Below are 20,104 nucleotides of genomic sequence, written 5' to 3'. Positions count from 1 at the left end.
CCCCCCGTCTCATGCGCCCTTAGGCGACACAGCGCAGCAGCTTGATCGCTGCAAAGTCGCTCACGTCACCGCCCACGCGCTTGGTGGCATAGAACAGGACGTGCGGCTTGGCGCTGAACGGATCGCGCAGCACGCGCAGGTCCGGACGCTCGGCGATGGTGTAGCCAGCCTCGAAGTCACCAAAGGCGATCGGGGTGTTGCCCACACCGACGTCCGGCATGTCTTCGGCGATCAGAACCGGGTAGCCGAGCAGACGCGCGGGTTCACCGGCGGCAAAGCCATCGGACCACAGGTGACGGCCATCGGCATCCTTGAGCTTGCGCAGCGCGCCAGCAGTCTTGGAGTTCATCACGAAAGTGGACCCGGCGCGGTATTGCGCACCCAGCGCATAAACCAGCTCGATCAGGGTATCGCCACCGGCGAAATCGGTCGCAACCGAACCTTCAACAAAGCCGATCTGACCCCAGGCCCAGGAGGTGTTCACCACCTGCGTGTGATCGAGAATGCCGCGCGGCTTGTCGACACCGTCACCGTTGATGAACGCACCGGCCTCGGCACGGGCAAACTTCTCGGCGATGCGGCCTGCGAGCCAGCCTTCGACGTCAAACGCACTGTCGTCCAGCAGACGCTGGGACACCTTCGGCATCGCATTCAGCTCATACAGCGGAATGGAGATGCGTTCGATGGTCGGCGTGCCGGTTTCGGTGGTCGAGGAAATCTCTTCCGCCCAGCCCGCGCCGGTGTCGTTCTGATCAATCAGGACGTCAAAGGAAGACGCCTCAACGTTCACAACGCTGGAAATCGCACGGATGGAGGCGGTCGCCGCCAGCGTGGACTTGATGGTTTCCGCGGTCTGCGGGTCAACCAGGTAGCCACCGTCGGAGTTGACAGCCGTGGACATCGCCTTGCCCTCAAGCTCGAGCCCGCGCAGCGCGTCGTCATCGCCGGAGCGCAGGTAGGCGTCAAACGCCTTCTGGTGAGGGGCCTCGACCGGCATAGCGGACGAAAGCGCGGGGCGGCCCATACGGGCGGATTTTTGATCAAGCATGGTCAGTCGCTCTTCCTGTTTGTTCAGCTTCTCTGAAAGGTCGGCCTGGAGGGCCTTGATGTCCCCGATGAGCCCCGCCATCGCGGCGCTCACCCGGGTGACCGGAGACAAGTCTTCCCCGGTCCGAGACTTGGTCTCGGGTGTCGTCATGAGGTTTTCCCCGTGTCTTGAGAGGGCGTGCGTCAGCCGCCCGCCAGGTTACGGCGCATGTCCTCCAGGACGTCCGCCAACTCACGCATGGCCACATCTTCCGAGAGATCATCCCCCTTCGATGCAACCCGCGCACTGGGCAGCATCGGGAAGGTCACAAGCGACACCTCCCAAAGCTCCAGTTCGGTCAAGAGCCGCTGGCCCTTGTCATTCTTTGTCGCCTTCAGCGTGCGATACCCGATCGACAGCCCGTCAATCGCGCCCGCCTCGATCAGCGCCGCCGCCTCGCGGCCTTTCTCGACGCTTTCCAGCAGGCGGCCTTTCACATAAAGACCGCGCTCATCCTCGCGCACCTCGTCCCAGATGCCGATCGGCTGGGCCGGGTCATGCTGCCAGAGCATCTTTACCGCGCGCCCGTCACCGGTCAGCTTCTGCAGGGAGCGCGCATAAGCGCCTTTGGTCACCACGTCACCGCCCTGATCACAGGCACCAAACAGGCTTGCATAGCCTTCGATCCCGGTGCCTTCGACGATTTTCACCTCGTCATCAAAACGGCAGAACTTGTGTTCCAGATCCATCATCTGTCTCCTCGTTTCCCCAATCCGCGCTCACGGAGCCGCGTTCATAAACCCTTGAAAAACCTGCACGAGAATCGCTCCTGCGACGCCGTACACCGTCAGCCACACCCGCCGCTCCAGCCGCTCAAGGATCTTCTCAAGCTGGTCATAGCGGGCGTTCAACGCGTCCATCTGCAATCGGCTGATCCGCTCATGCGCCTCCAGCCGCAGCGCAGGCGCGCAGGCAAAAGGCTCAGCTGTACGCCGCATATCAGTCACCGTCTGTCTCCGGGGTCAGGCTCGGCAGGCCCAGCATCCGGCGCTTTTCTTCCGCCGTCAGGAAATCCGCCGTCGCCACGCGCGACCACTGCGCGTCGCGCTCCGTTGCCAGCGCCGGCACCTGGTCCAGATCCGGCTTGAGTTCGACCGCCTCCCCAACAAATTCGGAAAGCCAGCGTCCCACGCTTGCACTGACCCGCGTCGCCAACGGCAACACCGTCAGGCGGTAGAACGCGCGGTGCGCCTCGGCGTAGTTGGCAAAAGTCGCCTCGCCGGGAATACCCAGCAGCATCGGCGGCACGCCAAAGGCAATCGCAATCTCCCGCGCCGCCGCTTCCTTGGTCTTCTGGAATTCCATATCCGACGGGCTGAAGCCCATGGGTCGCCAGTCAAGCCCGCCTTCCAGCAGCATCGGCCGCCCGGCGTTGCGCGCACCCTGATGGTTCGACTCAAGCTCCGCAGACAGACGCTCGAACTGCTCCGGGCTGAGATGCCCCTGCCCTTCCGCGCCTTTCCAGACAATCGCACCAGAGGGGCGCGCTGCATTGTCGAGCAAACCTTTGCTCCAACGGCTCGCCGCATTGTGCACATCCACCGCCTGCGCCGCCGCTTGCAGCGGGGAGAGACCGTAATGGTCATCCTGCGGATGGAAACTCTTGATATGGCAGATGGGCGAGACGGGCCCGGTCACGTCAAAGCGGTGCTTGCGTGCGCCAACCGCGTATTCATAGGCCACCGGCCAGCCATCAGCCCCCGGCACCAGGCGCATCCGGTCAGAGCGCAGCACGTGCAGCTCGAACGGCACCGCCGCCTCGCCGGAAACCGCCTCGACGTAGCCATCGCCGGACAGCAGCATCTGGCCGTAAAGCGCCTCGAACAGCTCCGCGCGCCCCTGCGCCGGGTTCGGCGCGGTCAGAAGGCTCAGAAGCGGATGCTGGTCATAACGCGTGCCGCTGTCCTGCAAAACCAAGGGCAAGGCGGCTGCCGCTTCGGCAATCAGCTTGACTGCGCGAAACCCGACCGGGTTGCCCGCGAAAGCCTGCTTGGTGAGCGAAACCGTGTCGCGCGGCGACCAGGCCACGCGGCCCGAGGTCATATGCGCCACAACCGGGCCCGTCGCCGAGGCCTTTGCCTCAGGGGCCGCGCCCTCCGCCGCTTTGCCGCTCCGCCGCAGAAAATCGAATACCATCGCTTGCGCTCCTTTATCGCCCGCAGCCCATCACCCGGAAGCGCTGTCTCGCGCCCCGGCGACCTGTCTGCCGCATCCTTGGATCAGTCTTCCGGGGTGGCCCCCGTCGCCTTCGAAAAACAACCTATGAAGCGTGAGTTAACAGAGCTTCACACCACCGTACGGTACTGTTTTCCATCAAAATCAATACATTACACTTCCGACTACCGAGGTCTTAACAAAGAACCCGGTGCGGTTTCCCCAAACGAATCCAGCCGTCGCCCTCACAGGGCCCGCGCCCGGGGCACCATGTCCCCCTGCCGCTCCAGCATCAGCTCCTGGATCGCCCAGACAAGCGCATCCACCCGGTCCGGGCTGCCCTGTCCCTGATAGCCGCCATTGGTCATCCGGCACATCTGCTGCTCAAGCTGCTCCAACCCACGCTGATGCTTGACTTTGCCCTGCTCGTACAGAGCCGCCACCGGCTCGGCCCTTGCCGATTTGCCCCGCGTTGCGTGCACGGATTTGACCGGCAACATCGGATCAACCGTCTGCAGAACCGATGTCACCATCGCGCCGCCCTGATTGACCTCCGCCACCACGCGGTCCGCCTCCCAACGCGCCGCCGCATCACACACCGCCGTCGCCCAGCCCGTCGGCCCAAGCCCCTGCACGCTGGCATCTTCCAGCACATAGGCGCGCCATTCTTCCGGCCGGCCCGACATTTCCACGCCGGCCACAACAATCCCGCAGGCGTCCGATGTCTTGCCATCCCCCGCAGGCGGATCGACGGCTACCACGATCCGGCTCAGCTCTGGCAAACGGCCTGCCCGCGACGCGTCCAATCCTTCCATGGTCCACAAAGCCCCGTCGACCTCATCAACCAAAATCCCGTCCAGTTCCTGCATTCCCATTTGCGTTCCCGCATACCGCGCCCGTACTTCGCGCAGAAAGCTGTCCGCCAGATGCGCCCGGTTCGCTTCCGTCGGCGCATGGGTGCTCACGCTCGACGGCAGCTCCAAAAGCTCCTTCAGCACCTCCACATTCCGCGGCGTCGTCGTCACGCAGGCGCGCGGATCATCCCCAAGCCGCAATCCGAACTGCAGCATGTCCCAGGTCTCGCGTGCCTTCGGCCATTTCGCCAGTTCATCCGCCCAGGCCCCGTCAAACTGCGGCCCGCGCAGGCTCTCGGGGTTAAACGCGGAAAACGCCATGGCCTCGGCCCCGTTGGGCCAAACCAGACATTGCCGACCAGAGACCCACTTCGGCATGCGGTCCGGCGGCGAGCAGGCCAGAATCCCGCTGTCGCCAAAAATCATCACTTCACGCACCTGATCCAGCGTCTCGCCCACAAGCGCCAGCCGCTTGCAGCGTCCCGGATCCATCGGCCGCGGTCCTTCGACCATCGAGCGCACCCATTCCGAACCCGCCCGCGTCTTGCCCGCACCGCGCCCGCCCAGGATCACCCAGGTCCGCCAGTCGCCCTCGGGCGGGAGCTGATGCTCATGCGCCCAGAACTCAAAGAGAAAGGGGAGCGCAAGGCGCTCCCCATCCGTCATCTCATTCAGAAACCTCGTCTGCACAGCAGCAGGCGCGGAGGCTATCCAGGCGGCACCCGATCTCAACCTTTGCTTGTTCAAGGTCGAGACCATAGTCCCCGGCAATCCCACTGTCTTTTCGTCTGATTGCGTCAATTTCCTTCTCCGTTTCTCTGGCCTGCTTGAGCCAGTACCGGACCTCGGTCAGCAACTTGCCGCCTTCGGTCGATTTTCCCGCGCGCCGCTCGGTGCGCAGGTCTGCCTTGAGCACCTCGAGATCTTCGATCAGCTCCAGAAGCGTCGCCGCGATGTTTTCGCGATCCTTGTTCAAACGCTCCAGTTCCGATCCCAGCGTGATCACGATGGGTTGCTCGTCTTCTGCTCTTTTGGTCATGCTCGACACCTTTTTTGCCTGTATCGGGTCCCCCTCCGGGGTGCGGCGCAAACAAAAACGGCCCTCGGGTTTCCCCGCAGGCCGTTTTGCTGTCACCTCGTCCAGCATGTCACAAGTTGTACTTCGGACCGTTCGTTGGGTCAAACCCCCACCCGAACGCAACCAACTGAACTCATTCAACTAAATTACCAAATCGTTAATTTTTGCCTGCCCGGCCTTGCCCGTTTGCGCGGCCTCTGGCACTGATAATCCCAGCGTTTACAGGAGCCTTCATGCCACAGCTTTCAACCCGCATCCGTACTCTGAACTCCGGCGGCTCGGACGGCTGGGAGGTGTTCTACCGCGCCCGCCAGATGGTCGAGAGCGGCACGCGTGTCATCGAGCTGACCATCGGCGAGCATGACATCCGAACGCACCCCTCGATTCTCGATCACATGCACCAAAGCGCGGCGGGCGGGCACACTGGCTATGCCTCCGTTCCCGGCGTCCGCGCCCTGCGCGAGACCATCGCCGCCCGCGTCACGTCCCGCACCGGCGTCGAAACCACCGCCGATAACCTCGTGATCACCGCCGGGGGGCAGGCCGCCCTGCTCGCCGCCCACATCGCCACGTGCCAGCCGGGCGATACCGCTCTGCACGTGGATCCCTATTATGCAACCTACCCCGGCACCATCCGCTCCGCCTCCGCCGTGCCGGTGACCATCCCCACCCGCGCGCGCAACAGCTTCCTGCCTGATCCTGCCGAAGTAGACCGCATCGCCGCAGAGACCGGCGCGCGCACCCTGCTGCTCAACACCCCAAACAACCCAACTGGCGTGATCTACCCGCGTGAGACGCTCGAAGGGTTGGCCGAGGTCTGCATCAAACACGACCTCTGGCTGATCTCCGATGAGGTCTACGACACGCAGGTCTGGGACGGCGAGCACATCTCCCCGCGCCAGCTGCCCGGCATGGCCGAGCGCACGCTGGTGATCGGTTCCATGTCGAAAAGCCATGCCATGACCGGCTCCCGCGTTGGCTGGATTCTCGCTCCTGAAAGCGCCATCACCCATCTGATCGACCTGTCGACCAACACCAACTACGGCGTGCCGGGTTACATTCAGGACGCAGCCCTCTTCGCCCTGAACGAAGGGGCCTGGCTCGAAGAGGAAGTGGCCGAGCCCTTCCGCCGTCGTCGCAGCCTCGCCCTCGGCATCTTGTCTGAACAGAATACCGTCACCGCCATCCCCTCACAGGGCGCGATGTATGTCATGCTCGACATCCGCGCGACCGGCCTGTCAGGTCGCGAGTTTGCTGAACGTCTGCTCGATGCCAAACACATCGCTGTCATGCCCGGTGAAAGCTTCGGCTCGTCCGCCGCCGGCCACATCCGTGTTGCCCTCACCGTCGAAGACAGCCTTCTCGCGCAAGCCCTCCGGGAGCTCTGCGCCTTTGCCAAGGAGTTGACCCAATGACCGACATCGGAAACCAGTTCCGCGCGCTGCATCGCCCCGGCGCACCCTTCATCCTCGCCAACGCATGGGACATCGGCTCGGCCAAGATGCTCGCCGCCATGGGGGCCGAGGCCATCGCCACCTCCTCCGCCGCCCATGCTTTCACCCTTGGCCGTCCCGACATGGGCACCGTCACCCGTGATGAGGCCCTCGCCCACGCGCAAGATCTTGTCTCAGCCGTCAATGTCCCGGTCTCCGGCGATTTCGAAAATGGTTTCGGTGAAGCGCCCGAGACCTGCGCCGAAACCATCCGCCTCTCTGCCGAAGTGGGCCTCGCAGGCATCTCGATCGAAGACACCGCTTTGCCCGATGACGCGCCTTACGAACGCGAGCTCGCCGTAGAGCGCATCCGCGCCGCCGCCGCTGCCGCCCGCGCCTTGCCAAAGGACTTTGTCCTCTGCGCCCGCGCCGATGGGGTGATGAACGGCCAATACGATCTCACTGAGGCCATCACCCGCATTCAGGCTTACGAGCAGGCTGGTGCCGATTGCGTATACATCCCGCTGCCGCCCAGCTTTGACGATATAGACAAGATCTGTCAGTCCGTCAGTACTCCGGTCAATGTCCTCGTCGCTGGCAAGTTCACCGCCCATACACGCGCCCAATACGCCGCCGCAGGCGCTGCGCGCCTGTCGCTCGGCTCCGCCCTCGCCCGCGCCACCCACCGTGTCATCCATGACGCCGCCGCCAAGATGTACAACGATGGCGATTTCTCCGGCCTCATGCCTTCCATTTCTGGCGACGTGATTGATAAACTGCTGGAATGAGCACGCCGGTTTCCTCCATCCGCAACCTCGGCCCTGCCGTGGAACAGGAGTGCCGCCGCGCAGGCATTCCGGATGCGGAAACCCTGCGCGAACTCGGCGCGCATGAGGCCTACCGCCGCCTGCTCGCCCACGGCACGCGGCCGCATTTCATCGGCTACTACGTGCTGCACATGGGTCTTCAGGGGCGGCCCTGGAACGATTGCAAGGGCAAGGAAAAAGACGCGCTGCGCGTTCAGTTCGACGCGCTCAAGGCGGAAACCACCCCCAAGGCCCCGCCCGGCATCGAGCGCATCCTTGACGAGATCGGCACCGGCGAGCGCCGCTGAGGCTGGCCATTTCTGCGCGCCTGCGGTACCCCCGGCCAACGGAGCACAAGGAAGCCTATCATGAGCGCCATCGACGGACTGCCGCCCCTGCGCGAGGTCATCGCCACCCATGATCTGCGTGCCAAGAAGAACCTCGGCCAGAACTTCCTTCTCGATCTCAACCTGACCGCCCGCATCGCGCGCATCGCGGGCGATCTGTCCCAGACAGACGTGATCGAGGTCGGCCCCGGCCCCGGTGGCCTCACACGCGGGCTTCTGGCCGAAGGCGCGCGCAAGGTGCTCGCCATCGAAAAAGACTCGCGCTGCCTGCCTGCTCTGGCCGAGATCGCCGCGCAATATCCGGGCAAACTTGAGGTGATCGAAGGCGACGCGCTCAAGATCGATCCGCTTCGGCACCTCACCCCGCCCATCGCGATCTGCGCCAACCTGCCCTACAACGTCGGCACCGAACTGCTTGTGCGCTGGCTGACGCCCAAAGAGTGGCCGCCCTTCTGGTCTTCTCTGACGCTGATGTTCCAGAAAGAAGTGGCCGAACGCATCACCGCGCAGCCCGGCTCCAAAGCCTACGGACGCCTCGCGATTCTCTCGCAATGGCGCGCGGAGCCGCGCATCGCCCTGCATCTGCCGCCCGAGGCCTTCACCCCTCCGCCCAAGGTCTCCAGCGCGGTGGTGCACCTGACGGCCCTGCCCGCACCGCGCTTTGAAGCGGACGCAGCCACGCTCGAACGGGTTGTCGCCGCCGCCTTCAACCAACGTCGCAAGATGCTGCGGTCCGGACTGAAATCCCTCTCGCCGGACATCGAAGACCACCTGATCGCCGCCGGGATCAAACCCACGGAACGCGCCGAACAGGTGCCGCTCGAAGGGTTCTGCGCGCTCGCCCGCAGCCTCGCCTCCGCTACATAAAAAACCCGGGCGCCTGGCCCGGGTTCCCTTGATCTGATTTATTCAGCCGCGTCCGGCGGGGTCTCCGCCTTCGGCGCTTTCTCCTCCGCAGGAGCCGCCTCAGCCTCAGCTTCCGGCGCGGGCTTCTTGGCGCGCGGTTTGCGCGGCGCGCGGGGCTTTTTCGGCTTGGGCTTTTCTTCGACTGCTTCCGCCGGGGCCTCAGCCTCCGGGGCTGCCTGCGCTTTCGATTCCGGTGTCTCGACCAGACCCGGGCCATCGTCATCAGCCTTGACGTCGATCACATCGGGCTGATCCCCGGTGCCCGCGGGCTGCTCATTCCGGCGCGGCTTGCGCTGCGGGCGCTCGGCGGCTTCCGGCTCACCCTGCTGCTGCGGCTGCGCCTCCCCGGCTTCCCCTTCGCGCTGCGCCCGTGCCGCGTCGCGCTCTGCGCGCTCACGGTCGCGCTGCGCCTGGCGTTCGCGGTTTTCTCGCTCCTGCTGCTCGCGCTTGGCTTCCTGCTCTTTCTGAGCGGCGCTCAGAAGGCGGAGATAGTGCTCTGCGTGCTGCTGAAAGTTTTCTGTCGCCACACGGTCGTTGCCAAGCGCGGAATCGCGGGCGAGCTGATTATATTTATCAATGATCTGCTGCGGAGTGCCGCGCACCTTGCCTTCGGGGCCGTTGCTGTCAAACACGCGGTTGACGACATTGCCCAGCGAATTGTTGTTGCGGTTGCGGTTGTTCTTGTTCCGCGAGCGGGATTTGGAGGATCGCATAATTTTGTACTATCCAGTCTGCTTTAGGGACTGTTCTGTGACCGGTGCGGCGCGTCCTGCGCCTGATGCGTTTTGGGTCACCTGAATGTTGGCTTGGCGTCGGGCCGGTCCGCGCGGGGCAGTTCAGCCACTCGACATAGTGTTCTAAACATGGAAGCCGCGCGCGGAGCAAGAAGAAATGGCGATATATCGACGATTTGACGCGGAAATCAGCCGGTTTTCCCGCCAAGCGTGCCAAGAACAACGCGGTCGCGGCCATCGAGATCGGGCACGACGGTGATTCCCCGCAAGCCCGCCCCGGCCATCAACGCCGCCACATCCGCTCCCTGCGTAGGGCCAATTTCCACCATCAGCCGGCCACCGGGTTCCAGATGACGCGGCGCGCCCGAGCAAATGGCGCGGTAGGCGTTCAACCCGTCGGCCTCGTCGGTCAGCGCCATACGCGGCTCGTGATCGCGTACCTCGGGGGCGAGATCGGCCATCTCATGGCGCGCAATATAGGGCGGGTTAGAGACGATCAGATCGAACGTATCGGCCGCGTCCAGCGGGCCGAGCCAGCTGCCCTGACGCAGATCGGCACGCCCCTCCAGCTTCAGCGCATTGCGGTTCCAGAAGGCGACATTGAGCGCGGCTTCGCTCAGATCCGTGCCCACACCCACGGCCCCCTCCCGCTCTGCCAGCAGCGTCAGCAGGATACAGCCTGACCCGGTGCCAAGGTCCAAGACGGCGGCGAACGGCTCAGCGAGGGCAGCTTCGATTAGCGTTTCGGTCTCGGGCCGCGGGTCAAGTACCTCAGGTGTGACCAGCCATTCGCGCCCATAGAACTGCCGTCGCCCCGTCAGATGGCTGACCGGCACCCGCTCGGCGCGGCGTTCGATCATCACGTTGAAAACCACTTCGAGATCCGGCTCCACCGGCTCGGGCAGAAACAGCGTCAGCCGCCCCGGCGGCACCTTGAGCACATGCGCCAGAAGCCGCCGCGCATCACGGCCCGCATCCGGCACACCGGCCGCGTTAAGCGTCGCCGTGCCGCGCGCCACAAGCTCGGAGCCCCGCATCAGCGCAGCCCTCGGCCACAGGCGGGCGCAAGTTCCATGGATGGAACTTGCAAATTCCATCCATGGAATTTGCGCCAGACCCCCACGTCAGCTCTCCATTTCGGCCAGCTGCGCCGCCTGATGCTCGGAGATCAGCGCATCGATAATCTCGTCGAGATCCCCCTGCACGATCTGATCCAGCCGATACAGCGTCAGTCCAATGCGGTGATCCGTCATGCGCCCCTGCGGGAAGTTGTAGGTGCGGATGCGCTCCGAACGATCCCCTGACCCAACCTGGGATTTCCGGTCAGACGCCCGCTCATTGTCGATTTTCTGCCGCTCCGCATCATAAAGCCGTGCACGCAGGACCTGCATGGCAATCTCGCGGTTGCGGTGTTGGGATTTTTCCGAAGACGTAACCACGATCCCCGACGGAATATGCGTGATCCGCACCGCCGAATCCGTGGTGTTCACGTGCTGCCCGCCCGCGCCCGACGAGCGCATGGTGTCGATGCGAATGTCATTCGGGCTGATCTCGATGTCCACGTCCTGCGCTTCGGGCAGCACCGCCACGGTCGCGGCCGAGGTGTGAATACGCCCGCCGCTTTCCGTCTCCGGCACCCGCTGGACCCGGTGCACGCCGCTTTCGAATTTCATCCGGGCAAAGACCCCCTCGCCCGCGATGCGCGCCACAAGCTCCTTGAGTCCGCCCAGATCGCTGCCCTGCTCTTCGATCACTTCCCACTGCCAGCCGCGCGCCTCGGCGTAGCGCTGGTACATACGCGCCAGATCTCCGGCAAACAGCGCGGCTTCATCGCCGCCCGTGCCGGGTCGAATCTCCAGAACCGCCGGACGGGCGTCCGCCGCATCCTTCGGCAGCAAGGACAGCTGCACCGCCCGCTCCACCTCCGGAAGACGCGCGCGCAGCGCCGGCAGTTCCTCTTCGGCCAGTTCCTTCATTTCCGGATCGGCCAGCATGGATTCGGCCTCCGCCAGATCGGCGATCAGCGTCTCATACTCTTCGATCTGGGTCACAACCGGGCGCAGCTCCGCATATTCGCGGCCCAGTTCGGCAATATCGCCATCCCCCGCACTCATGCGGGCTTCGACGTATTCCAGTCGTTCCTTGATCTGCGCTAGGCGTTCGTTCGGGATCATGCGGCGTGCATTGCCCTAAAATCCCGCGTCGTCAACCCTCTGCGCCTTCGGCGCGCAACGCGGCAAGCCAGCCGTCCACCCGTTTGCGGTTCACCCCGATGTCCGAGGTCCCAAAGCGCAGCCGTCCGAAAATCTCGATCTGGCCGCCCACCTGCTGAACGGTGGTGTAATCGGGAAAGCCCATCCATTGGCTCCGCGTGACATATGTCACACGCCCATCCGCAACGCTGCCTGCCAGCACTTCGGTGCGCGGCGTGGCACGGATCAGCGCATCCAGGGCGGCAAAACGGCCCTCCTCCGCTGCGATCCGCCGCCGCACACCGTCTGTCAGATCCTGATCAGCGGTCACCATCGGGTCCACATGCCAAACCGCCGGGTCAGACGGGGCAAGGCGAATCCAGGCCAGAATGGCCAGACATGCAAAAAGGACCACAAAGAAGATCATGCGCAAAGATTTGCTCCGAAAGCCGTGTCATCCCCTCCTGAGGCATGACACGCCGCCGCGCGATTCTGAAAGGGCCTCGCGCCGAATTGACACAAAGCCGCCGATCTGACCCTTGGAGGCGTCAATTTTCCGCCGATCGCCGGGTCCAGCCCCACAGGCACAGGAGTTCTGTTGCCACATGCGCCGCCGCCGTCGCCGTCATGCCTGCGTGATCGAAGGGCGGCGAGACCTCGACAACATCCCCGCCAACAAGGTTGATCCCCTTGAGCGCCCTGAGCATATGCAGCGCCTGCCAACTCGCCAGCCCGCCGCTTACCGGCGTGCCGGTGCCGGGCGCAAAAGCCGGGTCCAATGCGTCAATGTCAAAGGTGACATAGACCGGATGATCCCCCACAACGGCCTTCGCCTGATCAATCACCGCCTCCGGCGTGCCGCGATGACAGGCGGGCGCGTCGATGATGTGAAAGCCCATGGTGTCCGGGTTGTCCGTGCGGATGCCGATCTGAACAGAGCGCTCCGCCACCACCGTGCCTTCCTTCGCGGCCTTGTACATGAAGGTGCCGTGATCGACGCGGGAGAAATCGTCATCTGCCCATGTGTCCGTGTGCGCATCGAACTGTATCACACTGAGGGCCCCGTGTTTTTCCGCATGGGCCCGCAAGCAACCCAGCGTCACGGAATGATCCCCGCCAAGCGCGATGCAACCCGTGTCCGTGGCCAGAATCCCGCCCACATGCGCCCGGATCCGTTCCGGCACCTCCGAGGGCATGGCATAGTCAAACGCCATATCGCCGTAATCCGCGATGGCAAATTCGCTCAGCACGTCATAGCCCCAACCATAAGGCGCATCACAAGGCTGCAAGAGCGACGCCTCGCGGATCGAGCGCGGGCCAAGCCGCGTGCCGGGCCGGTTGGTCACAGCCTGATCAAACGGCAACCCGGTGATGGCGATATCCGCCGCGCTCAGGTCCTTGGTGTAGCGCCTCCGCAGAAAAGACGGCGCGCCGGCAAAGACATTCTCAAACGACGATCCCTTAAGATCATCGCGGGTAAACGCATGATCTATCTGCTCTTTTGCGTCTTCAAGCGCCATGCCTGCCTCCTATTTCAACGGGAGCGCCCGCTCCACCAAGGTGGCGAAGAAGGACGCGCCAATCGGGGCGATCTCATCGTTGAAATCGTATTTGGGATGGTGGCAAACCGGCGTGTCGCCCTGCCCGAGGAAAAGATAGGCCCCGGGGCGCGCCTCCAACATGTAGGAAAAATCCTCTGCGGCCATGATCGGCTCGCAGTTCTCCTCGACCTTTTCCGCACCCACCACGTCCCGTGCAATCTCCGCGGCAAACGCCGCCTGCTCCGCGTGGTTGACCGTCGGCGGATAGCCCTCTTCGTAGGTCAGCGTTGCGCTCTGCCCAAAGGCCTTGGGCGCAAATTCCACCACTTCCGCCATGCGCTCGCGCGCGGTCGCCTGCACCGCCTTGTCGAAATACCGCAAGGTCCCGACAATCTGCGCCGTATCGGGAATGATGTTGGTCCCACCCTCTGCGTGAATCTGCGTCACCGTGATGACCAGCGCATCCAAGGCATTGATATTTCTGGATACAATCGTCTGAAGCGCCTGAACAATCGCAACCGCCGCCATCACCGGATCCTTGGCCTGATATGGCATGGCACCATGGCCGCCAACGCCCTGCACGTCGATATAGAAGGTGTCGACCCCGGCCATCAGCGGGCCCGGCGCGGTGTGAATATGACCTTCCTCGCCGCCGGGCGCGTTGTGGATGCCATAGACCTCGTCAATGCCGAACCGCTCCATCATGCCCTCTTCGACCATGATGCGCCCGCCGCCTTCGGCTTCTTCGGCAGGCTGGAAGATCAGCGCGACCTTGCCGGAAAATTTCCGTGTCTCCGCAAGATACCTCGCCGCGCCGAGCAGCATGGTTGTATGGCCATCATGACCGCAGGTATGGGCGACGCCGGGCACCTGGCTGGCATGGGGCGAGCCAGACAGATCGTCCATCGGCAGCGCGTCCATGTCCGCCCTGAGGCCGATCGTCCGCCCCGGCCCCTGACCATCGATGATGGCAACAACACCCGATGTGGCAATTCCGGTGTAAATCTCAGAAATCCCAAAGGACTTCAGCTTTTCGACAACAAACGCGGCGGTCTGGTGGCACTCCAGACCAAGCTCCGGGTTCTGATGAATATACCGCCGCCACTCCTTGAGTGTCTCGGCCATGTCGGCGATGGAATTGTGAACGGGCATTGAGGGATCCTTTCGCGGGCAGCCTGCACCTGTCCGCCGGAAATGGAAAGCGATGTGATCGAAAATTTGGTGCGTTAACACTCTTTTCGCGTCAATCCCTGCAGTTGCGGTGCGATCTTCAGATATTTCAGCCATATTGTTAATCTCAATGTGAAGCGCAAAGAAATGCCTGTAAGTCGCTCATTTTTAGCGACCTTTCAGGATTCTCGACGCCGCGCTGGACTCTGAAGCCCGGATGCCGCAAGCCTGTGTCACCGACGCGGAAGGAGACCGGCGATGAGCGATGATCTGATCCACAATCCGAACGGCGGCATGCCGCGTTTGCTGGCCATCATGCGGGCCCTGCGGGATCCTGAAACAGGGTGCCCATGGGACATCGAGCAGGACTTTTCGACCATCGCCCCCTACACCATCGAAGAAGCCTATGAGGTGGCCGACGCCATCGAGAGGGAAGCCTGGAACGAGTTGAAGGGCGAGTTGGGTGATCTTTTGTTCCAATCGGTATTCCACGCCCAAATGGCTGAGGAAAAAGGGCTTTTCAGCTTTGATCAAATCGCTGACGGGATGAGCGACAAGATGGTCGCGCGCCATCCCCACGTCTTCGGCAGCGAAAGCCGCGACAAGTCTGCCGAACAACAGACCGTCGATTGGGAAACCATCAAAGCCGCAGAGCGGGCGGCAAAGGCGCGCGGCGGGGTGCTTGACGATGTAGCCCTCGGCCTGCCCGCCCTGATGCGCGCAGTGAAACTGCAAAAACGCGCCGCGCGCGTGGGGTTTGACTGGCCCACGACCGATGAGGTGATCGACAAGATCGTCGAAGAGGCGCAGGAACTGCGCGAGGCTAAAGACCCGGACCATGCAGCAGAGGAGTTCGGCGATCTGCTCTTTGTCATGGCAAATCTCGCGCGGCATCTGCAGATAGATCCCGAAGAGGCCCTGCGCGCCGCCAATGCCAAGTTCACGCGGCGGTTCCGGTTTATCGAAGCCGAGCTGAAAAAGGACGGCCGTACCCCCGAGGACAGCGATCTGGAAGAAATGGATGGCCTCTGGGATGCCGCCAAGCTGGCGGAAAAAGTGTGAGACAATAACATGATTATTTTTGTCGACTATTGACCCGATCATTTTTGTCAGCTTTAACGGGCGCATCAAAAACGTGACCACGACTCACAAGGATACATAATGTTTCTGCGCCTCGCCTCCGCCCTCGCAGCGATCTCGATTGCAGCTCCTGCGCTCGCTCAGGAAGTCAATCTTTACTCCTACCGTCAGCCAGAGTTGCTCAAACCGCTGACTGATGCATTCACCGAAGAAACCGGCATCAAGGTCAATGTTGCCTTTCTGAACAAAGGCTTGGTTGAGCGTCTCAAGGCGGAAGGCCGCCGCTCCCCTGCGGACTTGATCTTCACGGTCGACATCTCCCGCCTGGCCGCCGCCGTCGAAGCGGGCGTCACCCAGCCGGTTGAAAGCCCCGCGCTCAGCGCCAACGTCCCGGCCGCTTTCCATGACCCGGAAGGTCACTGGTGGGGGCTGACCACGCGGGCGCGGATCGTCTATGCCTCCAAGGACAGGGTCGATCCTGCGGAAGTGACAACCTATGAAGACCTCGCCGATCCGAAGTGGCAGGGGCGCATCTGCACCCGGTCCGGCACCCACCCCTATACCGTGGCCTTGGTTGCGGCTGTGATCCACCATCACGGTGAAGAAGAAGCAAAAACCTGGCTGCAGGGCGTCAAAGGCAATCTCGCCCGCAAACCGCAGGGCAACGACCGGGCGCAGGTCAAGGCGATCTGGGCCGGGGAATGCGACATCAGCCTCGGCAACACCTACTACATGGGCAAGATGCTCGAAGACACGGAGCAGCAAGACTGGGCCAACTCTGTCAACGTGTTGTTCCCGACTTTTGAGAACGCGGGCACCCATGTGAACATTTCCGGCGTTGCCATGACCGCCTCCGCCCCGAACCGCGACAACGCGTTGAAAATGATGGAGTTCCTGACCACTGGCAAAGCCCAGGAAGTCTATGCCGAGGCGAACTATGAGTACCCGATCGCGCCCGGATCAGAAGCCATTGATCTGGTCAAGAACTGGGGCAGCTTCGAGGCCGATGATACCAACCTGATGGATCTGGCCGCCCTTCGGGAAGCGGCGCTGCGCTTGGTTGAAGAAGTCGACTTCGACGGATGACCAAGGCGATCCGGCCAGTCTTCCTTTTCTGGTCACGCGCGCTTGGAAAAAGTAGCGGGCAGGATGTTATCGTCCTGCCCGTTTGCATGTGTGAAGGCCTGAACTCACTCCGCGGCAATCAGCGCTTCAGGTCGCGTGGCGTCAGGCAGTTTGAAATGGGTCAACGTCTCTGACAAAGCGCCTGCTTCCGTGTTCAACTGATGGCTGATCTCCGTCATTTCATCCAGCGCCTCCGCGCTTTTCTGCACGTCGGAATCAATCACCCGAATCGCGGTGTTGATTTCCCCGACACTTTGAGATTGCTCGCGCGAGGTTGTGGCAATGCCCGTCACCAGCGCAACGAACTGCTGCATATCCTGCTGGATTACGGTCAGGGAGGTGGACGATTCGGTGACCAGACGCACACCATCCGCCACGTCTTCATTGCTGCGCCGCACAAGGTCCGTGATTTCCGAGGCGGCGTTGGACGCCTTCTGCGCCAGCGAGCGCACTTCCTGCGCAACAATGGCAAAACCGCGCCCGGCGCTGCCCGCGCGCGCCGCCTCTACCCCGGCATTCAACGCCAGCAAGTTGGTCTGGAAGGCAACGTCCTCGATCATGCCGATAATCTGGCCGATCGCATTTGACGATTGCTCGATCCGCTTCATCGCATCAAGCGCATCTTCCGCAACGGAACGTGTGTTGTCTGCCTGATTGCGGGTGTTGTCGAGGCTCTCTTCGGCCCCAAGCGCCGTTTTTTCCAGGGAGTGAACCTGCCCGACAAGCGTTGAGATCGCCGCCGCGCTCTCTTCCAGAGACGCGGCAGAAGACTGCCCGCGTTTCGAGGCCTCCTTAGCGGTTTCGGTAATCTTGTCAGAGGTTTCGCTCAGCGTGTTGCTGCTCAGGGCCATCTGGCTGATGGAAGCGCGCATGCGCGCCGTCAGCTCATCAATGTTGTCTGAAATCTCTTGAAAGAGCCCTTTCTGCCCGTCTGACATGCCCACCGACAAATCGCCTTCGGACAGCCCTTTGAGGACCAGAAGCACGTCCTGCAGACCTTTCTCAGCAGCCTCACCAATGGCGTTTACACCTTCGGCAAGGGAGGCACCTGAGGCATTGTCATCGACAGTCACACGCTTGCTGAAATCGCCTTGCGCGCAGGCTCCGATGACCTCGGCAAGCCGGGCCTCCAGAGCCCGCTCCGCAACCTGTTCAAGCCTGAATTGTTCCGTCACCGCCCCGATGCTTTGCGTTTCCGAGATGCGCGAAGGGGCAAGCCTCCAGTCCAGATCACCGGCGCGCAGTTTGTCGAGCGCGCCGCGAATAGCCACGAGCGGGCGCGATATGCCCCGGGTCAGCATCACCGCGCCGATCACAAACACCACCATCGCGGCCAGCCCAAACGTCAGGCTCAGGCGCCGCATGTCTTCAAGCACAATGCGTGATTGCAGGGCGAGATCCGCGGACCGCTGCCGAAAGGTATCGATCAAGGCGTTGATGCGCGGCTCGGCCACGGCATATTCGGCGGACAACGCCTTGCGAAGCTCACGTTCCTTCAGGCTCTCATCAACATAGGCGGCAAAAGCCGTTTGATACTGCACAAGCAGGGTTTCGACCTGTGTCCTTTGGCCCGCGTCCGTGTAGTAGCTGCCCGGAAAGGCCAGAAATTCCTCAACCCTTGCATTCAACCGGTCGAGATACTTCGGTGCCAGCCGCATGATGAAGTCTTTTTCATGCCGGCGCATCATCAGCATCTTCACCTGCATCTCCGGGCGTCCGATCTCGTTCAGGACCGTTTCAACCTCGTGCACGGCGCTGCGCAGGGTGCCTTGCAAACCTTCGTTTTCGTTGTAGCCAAGCTGCCGGTGACTGGCCACAAGCGCGGCGAACGCCTGTTCATAGCGCCCAATATCCGCCACCAACGCCTGCAATGTGACCCTGTCTTCTGACTCCGCACGCGAAATCAGAGCCAGAACGCTTTCGTTGAGCTGCGCGGTCAACGTTGCGTGACGGACTACGTATTTGTCATCGAGCCTGAGCAGAAAATCCTTTTCCGTGCGTCGGAGCTGGAGGAACAAACGCCCCGAGTCGGACACGAGGCTGGCCTGTTGTTCGGTCTGATGCAGGCTCTCGGCCGCCATGGTCTCCTGCTCCGAGCTGTAGAGCATGAGCCCAAGCAGGCCGAACATCACAAGGGCCGCCATGCCCACCAAGCCAAACAGGGCCGTTTTCACCGACAATCGCGCGCGCAAAACCATCTCCCGTGTACCCGAACCCAAAGAACCGCGTCAGCCCGAAGGGTAGGTCAATGTCAGGAAACGGATCGTTACCATTTAAACTTCTACAGATATTCTCCCGGCCAAACCGGCAACAAAAAAACGGCGCCCAAACGGACGCCGTCTTTAAAAACCTTTGTAAGCACAGAGGCTTAGCTGGCTTCGGTGATGAACTTCACCGCGTCGCCGAAGGTCTGGATGGTCTCGGCTGCGTCGTCCGGGATCTCGATGCCGAACTCTTCTTCAAACGCCATGACCAGCTCGACGGTGTCGAGGCTGTCTGCGCCCAGGTCGTCGATGAAGGAGGCGTTGTCTGCAACCTTCTCTTCTTCCACGCTCAGGTGCTCGACCACAATCTTCTTCACGCGATCTGCGATGTCGCTCATGTCTCTTCCTCACTTGTTCGGGCCGTTCGCCCAGTTCGCCCTCGCCCCGAGGGGGGGACATTCGGTGCCCTTTCGGGCGGCTTCTGGCCGGAAAACCCGGCCCTGACCATTCAACGCAACGCGCCCCTCGGTCAAAATCTGGGGGGCCTATAACACACCCGCAAGGGATGGCAAATGCTTTTCCCATGCCAAAGGGCATGGCTTAAAGCATGGCCATTCCGCCGTTGACGTGCAAGGTGGTGCCCGTCACGTAACCGGCCTCGGCGCTTGCCAGATACAGCACCGCTGCCGCGATTTCTTCCGGCGTGCCCATGCGGCCCGACGGGATCTGGCCAAGGATGGCCCCCTTCTGATCATCGTTGAGCTTGTCGGTCATGGCGGTCTGGATGAAACCCGGCGCAATGGCGTTCACGGTGATGCCGCGTGTGGCGACCTCATAGGCAAGGCTTTTGGACATGCCGACCATGCCCGCCTTGGCAGCGGCGTAGTTGCCCTGCCCCGGATTGCCGGTGGCGCCGACAATCGAGGAAATATTGATGATCCGGCCCCAGCGCGCTTTCATCATGCCGCGCAGCACACCTTTGCACAGGCGGAACGTGGAGGTCAGGTTGACCTCGAGAACCGAGGCCCATTCATCCTCGGACATGCGCATGAAGATATTGTCGCGGGTGATCCCGGCGTTGTTCACCAGGATGTCGATGCCGCCCATGGCTTCAATCGCCTGTTTCGGCAGCGCGTTGACGGCCTCCGCATCGGAAAGATTGCAGGGCAGAACGTGGGCGCGCTCGCCCAGTTCTGCCGCAAGCGCTTCGAGCGGCTCGGTGCGGGTGCCGGAAAGGCCGACGGTTGCGCCCGCCGCGTGCAGCGCCTTGGCGATCTCGCCGCCGATGCCGCCCGATGCGCCGGTGATCAGCGCGGTTTTCCCTGTCAGATCAAACATGTCTCGTCCTTTTGTGTCGCGCAAAATCCTTCAGAGGATTTTGCAAATTTCTTCG

The 20,104-nt window shown here is 62.5% G+C and carries 21 protein-coding genes; 6 read left to right on the top strand and 15 right to left on the bottom strand.

What is annotated here, in order from left to right; genetic code table 11:
* Positions 1–19 precede the first annotated feature (19 nt).
* From E4662_RS14645 to E4662_RS14620, 6 genes are all read right to left on the bottom strand, one after another.
* Positions 20–1,198, bottom strand: a complete 1,179-nt coding sequence (locus E4662_RS14645) for a phage major capsid protein (RefSeq protein WP_136442333.1) — start codon at positions 1,196–1,198, stop codon at positions 20–22.
* Between the two features lie 32 nt (positions 1,199–1,230).
* On the bottom strand, positions 1,231–1,776 hold the full coding sequence (locus E4662_RS14640) for an HK97 family phage prohead protease (RefSeq protein ID WP_136442332.1): 546 nt from the start codon (positions 1,774–1,776) through the stop codon (positions 1,231–1,233).
* Between the two features lie 30 nt (positions 1,777–1,806).
* Entirely contained in the window at positions 1,807–2,025 is a 219-nt protein-coding gene (locus tag E4662_RS14635) for a GTA head formation protein, RCAP_rcc01685 family (protein WP_136442533.1), read from the bottom strand.
* A gap of 1 nt (position 2,026) precedes the next feature.
* Positions 2,027–3,223: a phage portal protein gene (locus tag E4662_RS14630; RefSeq protein ID WP_136442331.1), complete on the bottom strand. Its 1,197-nt coding sequence runs from the start codon at positions 3,221–3,223 to the stop codon at positions 2,027–2,029.
* Between the two features lie 263 nt (positions 3,224–3,486).
* Complete coding sequence (locus E4662_RS14625; protein WP_136442330.1) at positions 3,487–4,854, bottom strand: DNA-packaging protein; 1,368 nt, start codon at positions 4,852–4,854, stop codon at positions 3,487–3,489.
* Positions 4,763–5,242: a hypothetical protein gene (locus E4662_RS14620; RefSeq protein ID WP_136442329.1), complete on the bottom strand. Its 480-nt coding sequence runs from the start codon at positions 5,240–5,242 to the stop codon at positions 4,763–4,765. Before E4662_RS14620 ends, E4662_RS14625 begins: the two co-directional genes overlap by 92 nt.
* A gap of 164 nt (positions 5,243–5,406) precedes the next feature.
* On the opposite strand from E4662_RS14620, the gene E4662_RS14615 reads away from it, so the two are divergent.
* The 4 genes from E4662_RS14615 to rsmA are packed head-to-tail and all read left to right on the top strand — an operon-like array spanning position 5,407 to position 8,626.
* Complete coding sequence (locus E4662_RS14615) at positions 5,407–6,588, top strand: pyridoxal phosphate-dependent aminotransferase (protein ID WP_136442328.1); 1,182 nt, start codon at positions 5,407–5,409, stop codon at positions 6,586–6,588.
* The gene (locus E4662_RS14610) at positions 6,585–7,394 is read left to right on the top strand and encodes an isocitrate lyase/PEP mutase family protein (protein ID WP_136442327.1); all 810 of its coding nucleotides are present in this window, start codon (positions 6,585–6,587) and stop codon (positions 7,392–7,394) included. Before E4662_RS14615 ends, E4662_RS14610 begins: the two co-directional genes overlap by 4 nt.
* Positions 7,391–7,720: a TfoX/Sxy family protein gene (locus E4662_RS14605; RefSeq protein ID WP_136442326.1), complete on the top strand. Its 330-nt coding sequence runs from the start codon at positions 7,391–7,393 to the stop codon at positions 7,718–7,720. Before E4662_RS14610 ends, E4662_RS14605 begins: the two co-directional genes overlap by 4 nt.
* A 60-nt stretch (positions 7,721–7,780) precedes the next feature.
* Entirely contained in the window at positions 7,781–8,626 is an 846-nt protein-coding gene (gene rsmA / locus E4662_RS14600; protein WP_136442325.1) for a 16S rRNA (adenine(1518)-N(6)/adenine(1519)-N(6))-dimethyltransferase RsmA, read from the top strand.
* A 38-nt stretch (positions 8,627–8,664) separates the two neighbouring features.
* Here rsmA and E4662_RS14595 read toward each other — a convergent pair whose 3' ends face one another.
* From E4662_RS14595 to E4662_RS14570, 6 genes are all read right to left on the bottom strand, one after another.
* The gene (locus E4662_RS14595) at positions 8,665–9,378 is read right to left on the bottom strand and encodes a DUF4167 domain-containing protein (protein ID WP_136442324.1); all 714 of its coding nucleotides are present in this window, start codon (positions 9,376–9,378) and stop codon (positions 8,665–8,667) included.
* A 209-nt stretch (positions 9,379–9,587) separates the two neighbouring features.
* Entirely contained in the window at positions 9,588–10,436 is an 849-nt protein-coding gene (gene prmC / locus E4662_RS14590; RefSeq protein ID WP_136442532.1) for a peptide chain release factor N(5)-glutamine methyltransferase, read from the bottom strand.
* Positions 10,437–10,523: 87 nt separating this feature from the next.
* Positions 10,524–11,573 carry a peptide chain release factor 1 gene (prfA, locus tag E4662_RS14585; protein WP_136442323.1) on the bottom strand — a complete coding sequence of 350 codons (1,050 nt, stop codon included), beginning with the start codon at positions 11,571–11,573 and terminating at the stop codon, positions 10,524–10,526.
* A gap of 31 nt (positions 11,574–11,604) precedes the next feature.
* Positions 11,605–12,024, bottom strand: coding sequence for a DUF1499 domain-containing protein (locus E4662_RS14580; RefSeq protein ID WP_168797983.1), 420 nt, complete (start codon positions 12,022–12,024; stop codon positions 11,605–11,607).
* A gap of 115 nt (positions 12,025–12,139) precedes the next feature.
* Positions 12,140–13,111: an agmatinase gene (speB, locus tag E4662_RS14575; protein ID WP_136442321.1), complete on the bottom strand. Its 972-nt coding sequence runs from the start codon at positions 13,109–13,111 to the stop codon at positions 12,140–12,142.
* A gap of 9 nt (positions 13,112–13,120) precedes the next feature.
* Complete coding sequence (locus tag E4662_RS14570) at positions 13,121–14,284, bottom strand: M20 aminoacylase family protein (RefSeq protein ID WP_136442320.1); 1,164 nt, start codon at positions 14,282–14,284, stop codon at positions 13,121–13,123.
* 276 nt (positions 14,285–14,560) lie between these two features.
* On the opposite strand from E4662_RS14570, the gene mazG reads away from it, so the two are divergent.
* Positions 14,561–15,364, top strand: a complete 804-nt coding sequence (mazG, locus tag E4662_RS14565) for a nucleoside triphosphate pyrophosphohydrolase (RefSeq protein ID WP_136442319.1) — start codon at positions 14,561–14,563, stop codon at positions 15,362–15,364.
* A gap of 99 nt (positions 15,365–15,463) precedes the next feature.
* Positions 15,464–16,468 carry a Fe(3+) ABC transporter substrate-binding protein gene (locus E4662_RS14560; protein ID WP_206080299.1) on the top strand — a complete coding sequence of 335 codons (1,005 nt, stop codon included), beginning with the start codon at positions 15,464–15,466 and terminating at the stop codon, positions 16,466–16,468.
* A 104-nt stretch (positions 16,469–16,572) separates the two neighbouring features.
* On the opposite strand, the gene E4662_RS14555 is transcribed toward E4662_RS14560, so the two are convergent.
* From E4662_RS14555 to fabG, 3 genes are all read right to left on the bottom strand, one after another.
* On the bottom strand, positions 16,573–18,699 hold the full coding sequence (locus E4662_RS14555; protein ID WP_168797982.1) for a methyl-accepting chemotaxis protein: 2,127 nt from the start codon (positions 18,697–18,699) through the stop codon (positions 16,573–16,575).
* Positions 18,700–18,875: 176 nt separating this feature from the next.
* Positions 18,876–19,109: an acyl carrier protein gene (locus E4662_RS14550; protein WP_136442317.1), complete on the bottom strand. Its 234-nt coding sequence runs from the start codon at positions 19,107–19,109 to the stop codon at positions 18,876–18,878.
* Between the two features lie 202 nt (positions 19,110–19,311).
* Positions 19,312–20,049: a 3-oxoacyl-[acyl-carrier-protein] reductase gene (gene fabG, locus E4662_RS14545; protein ID WP_136442316.1), complete on the bottom strand. Its 738-nt coding sequence runs from the start codon at positions 20,047–20,049 to the stop codon at positions 19,312–19,314.
* Positions 20,050–20,104 lie beyond the last annotated feature (55 nt).

It is taken from the genome of Pacificoceanicola onchidii (genome assembly GCF_004804335.1).
GTDB classification, from domain to species: domain Bacteria; phylum Pseudomonadota; class Alphaproteobacteria; order Rhodobacterales; family Rhodobacteraceae; genus Pacificoceanicola; species Pacificoceanicola onchidii.
Note: the sequence above shows the minus strand (reverse complement) of the source record. Positions and strands in the feature narration are given on the sequence as shown.

What these genes read in the sequence shown, in the direction of transcription:
- E4662_RS14645 (WP_136442333.1), bottom strand. Translation starts at nt 1,198, where the DNA reads ATGACGACACCCGAGACCAAGTCTCGGACCGGGGAAGACTTGTCTCCG.
- E4662_RS14640 (WP_136442332.1), bottom strand. Translation starts at nt 1,776, where the DNA reads ATGGATCTGGAACACAAGTTCTGCCGTTTTGATGACGAGGTGAAAATC.
- E4662_RS14635 (WP_136442533.1), bottom strand. Translation starts at nt 2,025, where the DNA reads ATGCGGCGTACAGCTGAGCCTTTTGCCTGCGCGCCTGCGCTGCGGCTG.
- E4662_RS14630 (WP_136442331.1), bottom strand. Translation starts at nt 3,223, where the DNA reads ATGGTATTCGATTTTCTGCGGCGGAGCGGCAAAGCGGCGGAGGGCGCG.
- E4662_RS14625 (WP_136442330.1), bottom strand. Translation starts at nt 4,854, where the DNA reads ATGGTCTCGACCTTGAACAAGCAAAGGTTGAGATCGGGTGCCGCCTGG.
- E4662_RS14620 (WP_136442329.1), bottom strand. Translation starts at nt 5,242, where the DNA reads ATGCTGGACGAGGTGACAGCAAAACGGCCTGCGGGGAAACCCGAGGGC.
- E4662_RS14615 (WP_136442328.1), top strand. Translation starts at nt 5,407, where the DNA reads ATGCCACAGCTTTCAACCCGCATCCGTACTCTGAACTCCGGCGGCTCG.
- E4662_RS14610 (WP_136442327.1), top strand. Translation starts at nt 6,585, where the DNA reads ATGACCGACATCGGAAACCAGTTCCGCGCGCTGCATCGCCCCGGCGCA.
- E4662_RS14605 (WP_136442326.1), top strand. Translation starts at nt 7,391, where the DNA reads ATGAGCACGCCGGTTTCCTCCATCCGCAACCTCGGCCCTGCCGTGGAA.
- rsmA (WP_136442325.1), top strand. Translation starts at nt 7,781, where the DNA reads ATGAGCGCCATCGACGGACTGCCGCCCCTGCGCGAGGTCATCGCCACC.
- E4662_RS14595 (WP_136442324.1), bottom strand. Translation starts at nt 9,378, where the DNA reads ATGCGATCCTCCAAATCCCGCTCGCGGAACAAGAACAACCGCAACCGC.
- prmC (WP_136442532.1), bottom strand. Translation starts at nt 10,436, where the DNA reads ATGCGGGGCTCCGAGCTTGTGGCGCGCGGCACGGCGACGCTTAACGCG.
- prfA (WP_136442323.1), bottom strand. Translation starts at nt 11,573, where the DNA reads ATGATCCCGAACGAACGCCTAGCGCAGATCAAGGAACGACTGGAATAC.
- speB (WP_136442321.1), bottom strand. Translation starts at nt 13,111, where the DNA reads ATGGCGCTTGAAGACGCAAAAGAGCAGATAGATCATGCGTTTACCCGC.
- E4662_RS14570 (WP_136442320.1), bottom strand. Translation starts at nt 14,284, where the DNA reads ATGCCCGTTCACAATTCCATCGCCGACATGGCCGAGACACTCAAGGAG.
- mazG (WP_136442319.1), top strand. Translation starts at nt 14,561, where the DNA reads ATGAGCGATGATCTGATCCACAATCCGAACGGCGGCATGCCGCGTTTG.
- E4662_RS14560 (WP_206080299.1), top strand. Translation starts at nt 15,464, where the DNA reads ATGTTTCTGCGCCTCGCCTCCGCCCTCGCAGCGATCTCGATTGCAGCT.
- E4662_RS14550 (WP_136442317.1), bottom strand. Translation starts at nt 19,109, where the DNA reads ATGAGCGACATCGCAGATCGCGTGAAGAAGATTGTGGTCGAGCACCTG.
- fabG (WP_136442316.1), bottom strand. Translation starts at nt 20,049, where the DNA reads ATGTTTGATCTGACAGGGAAAACCGCGCTGATCACCGGCGCATCGGGC.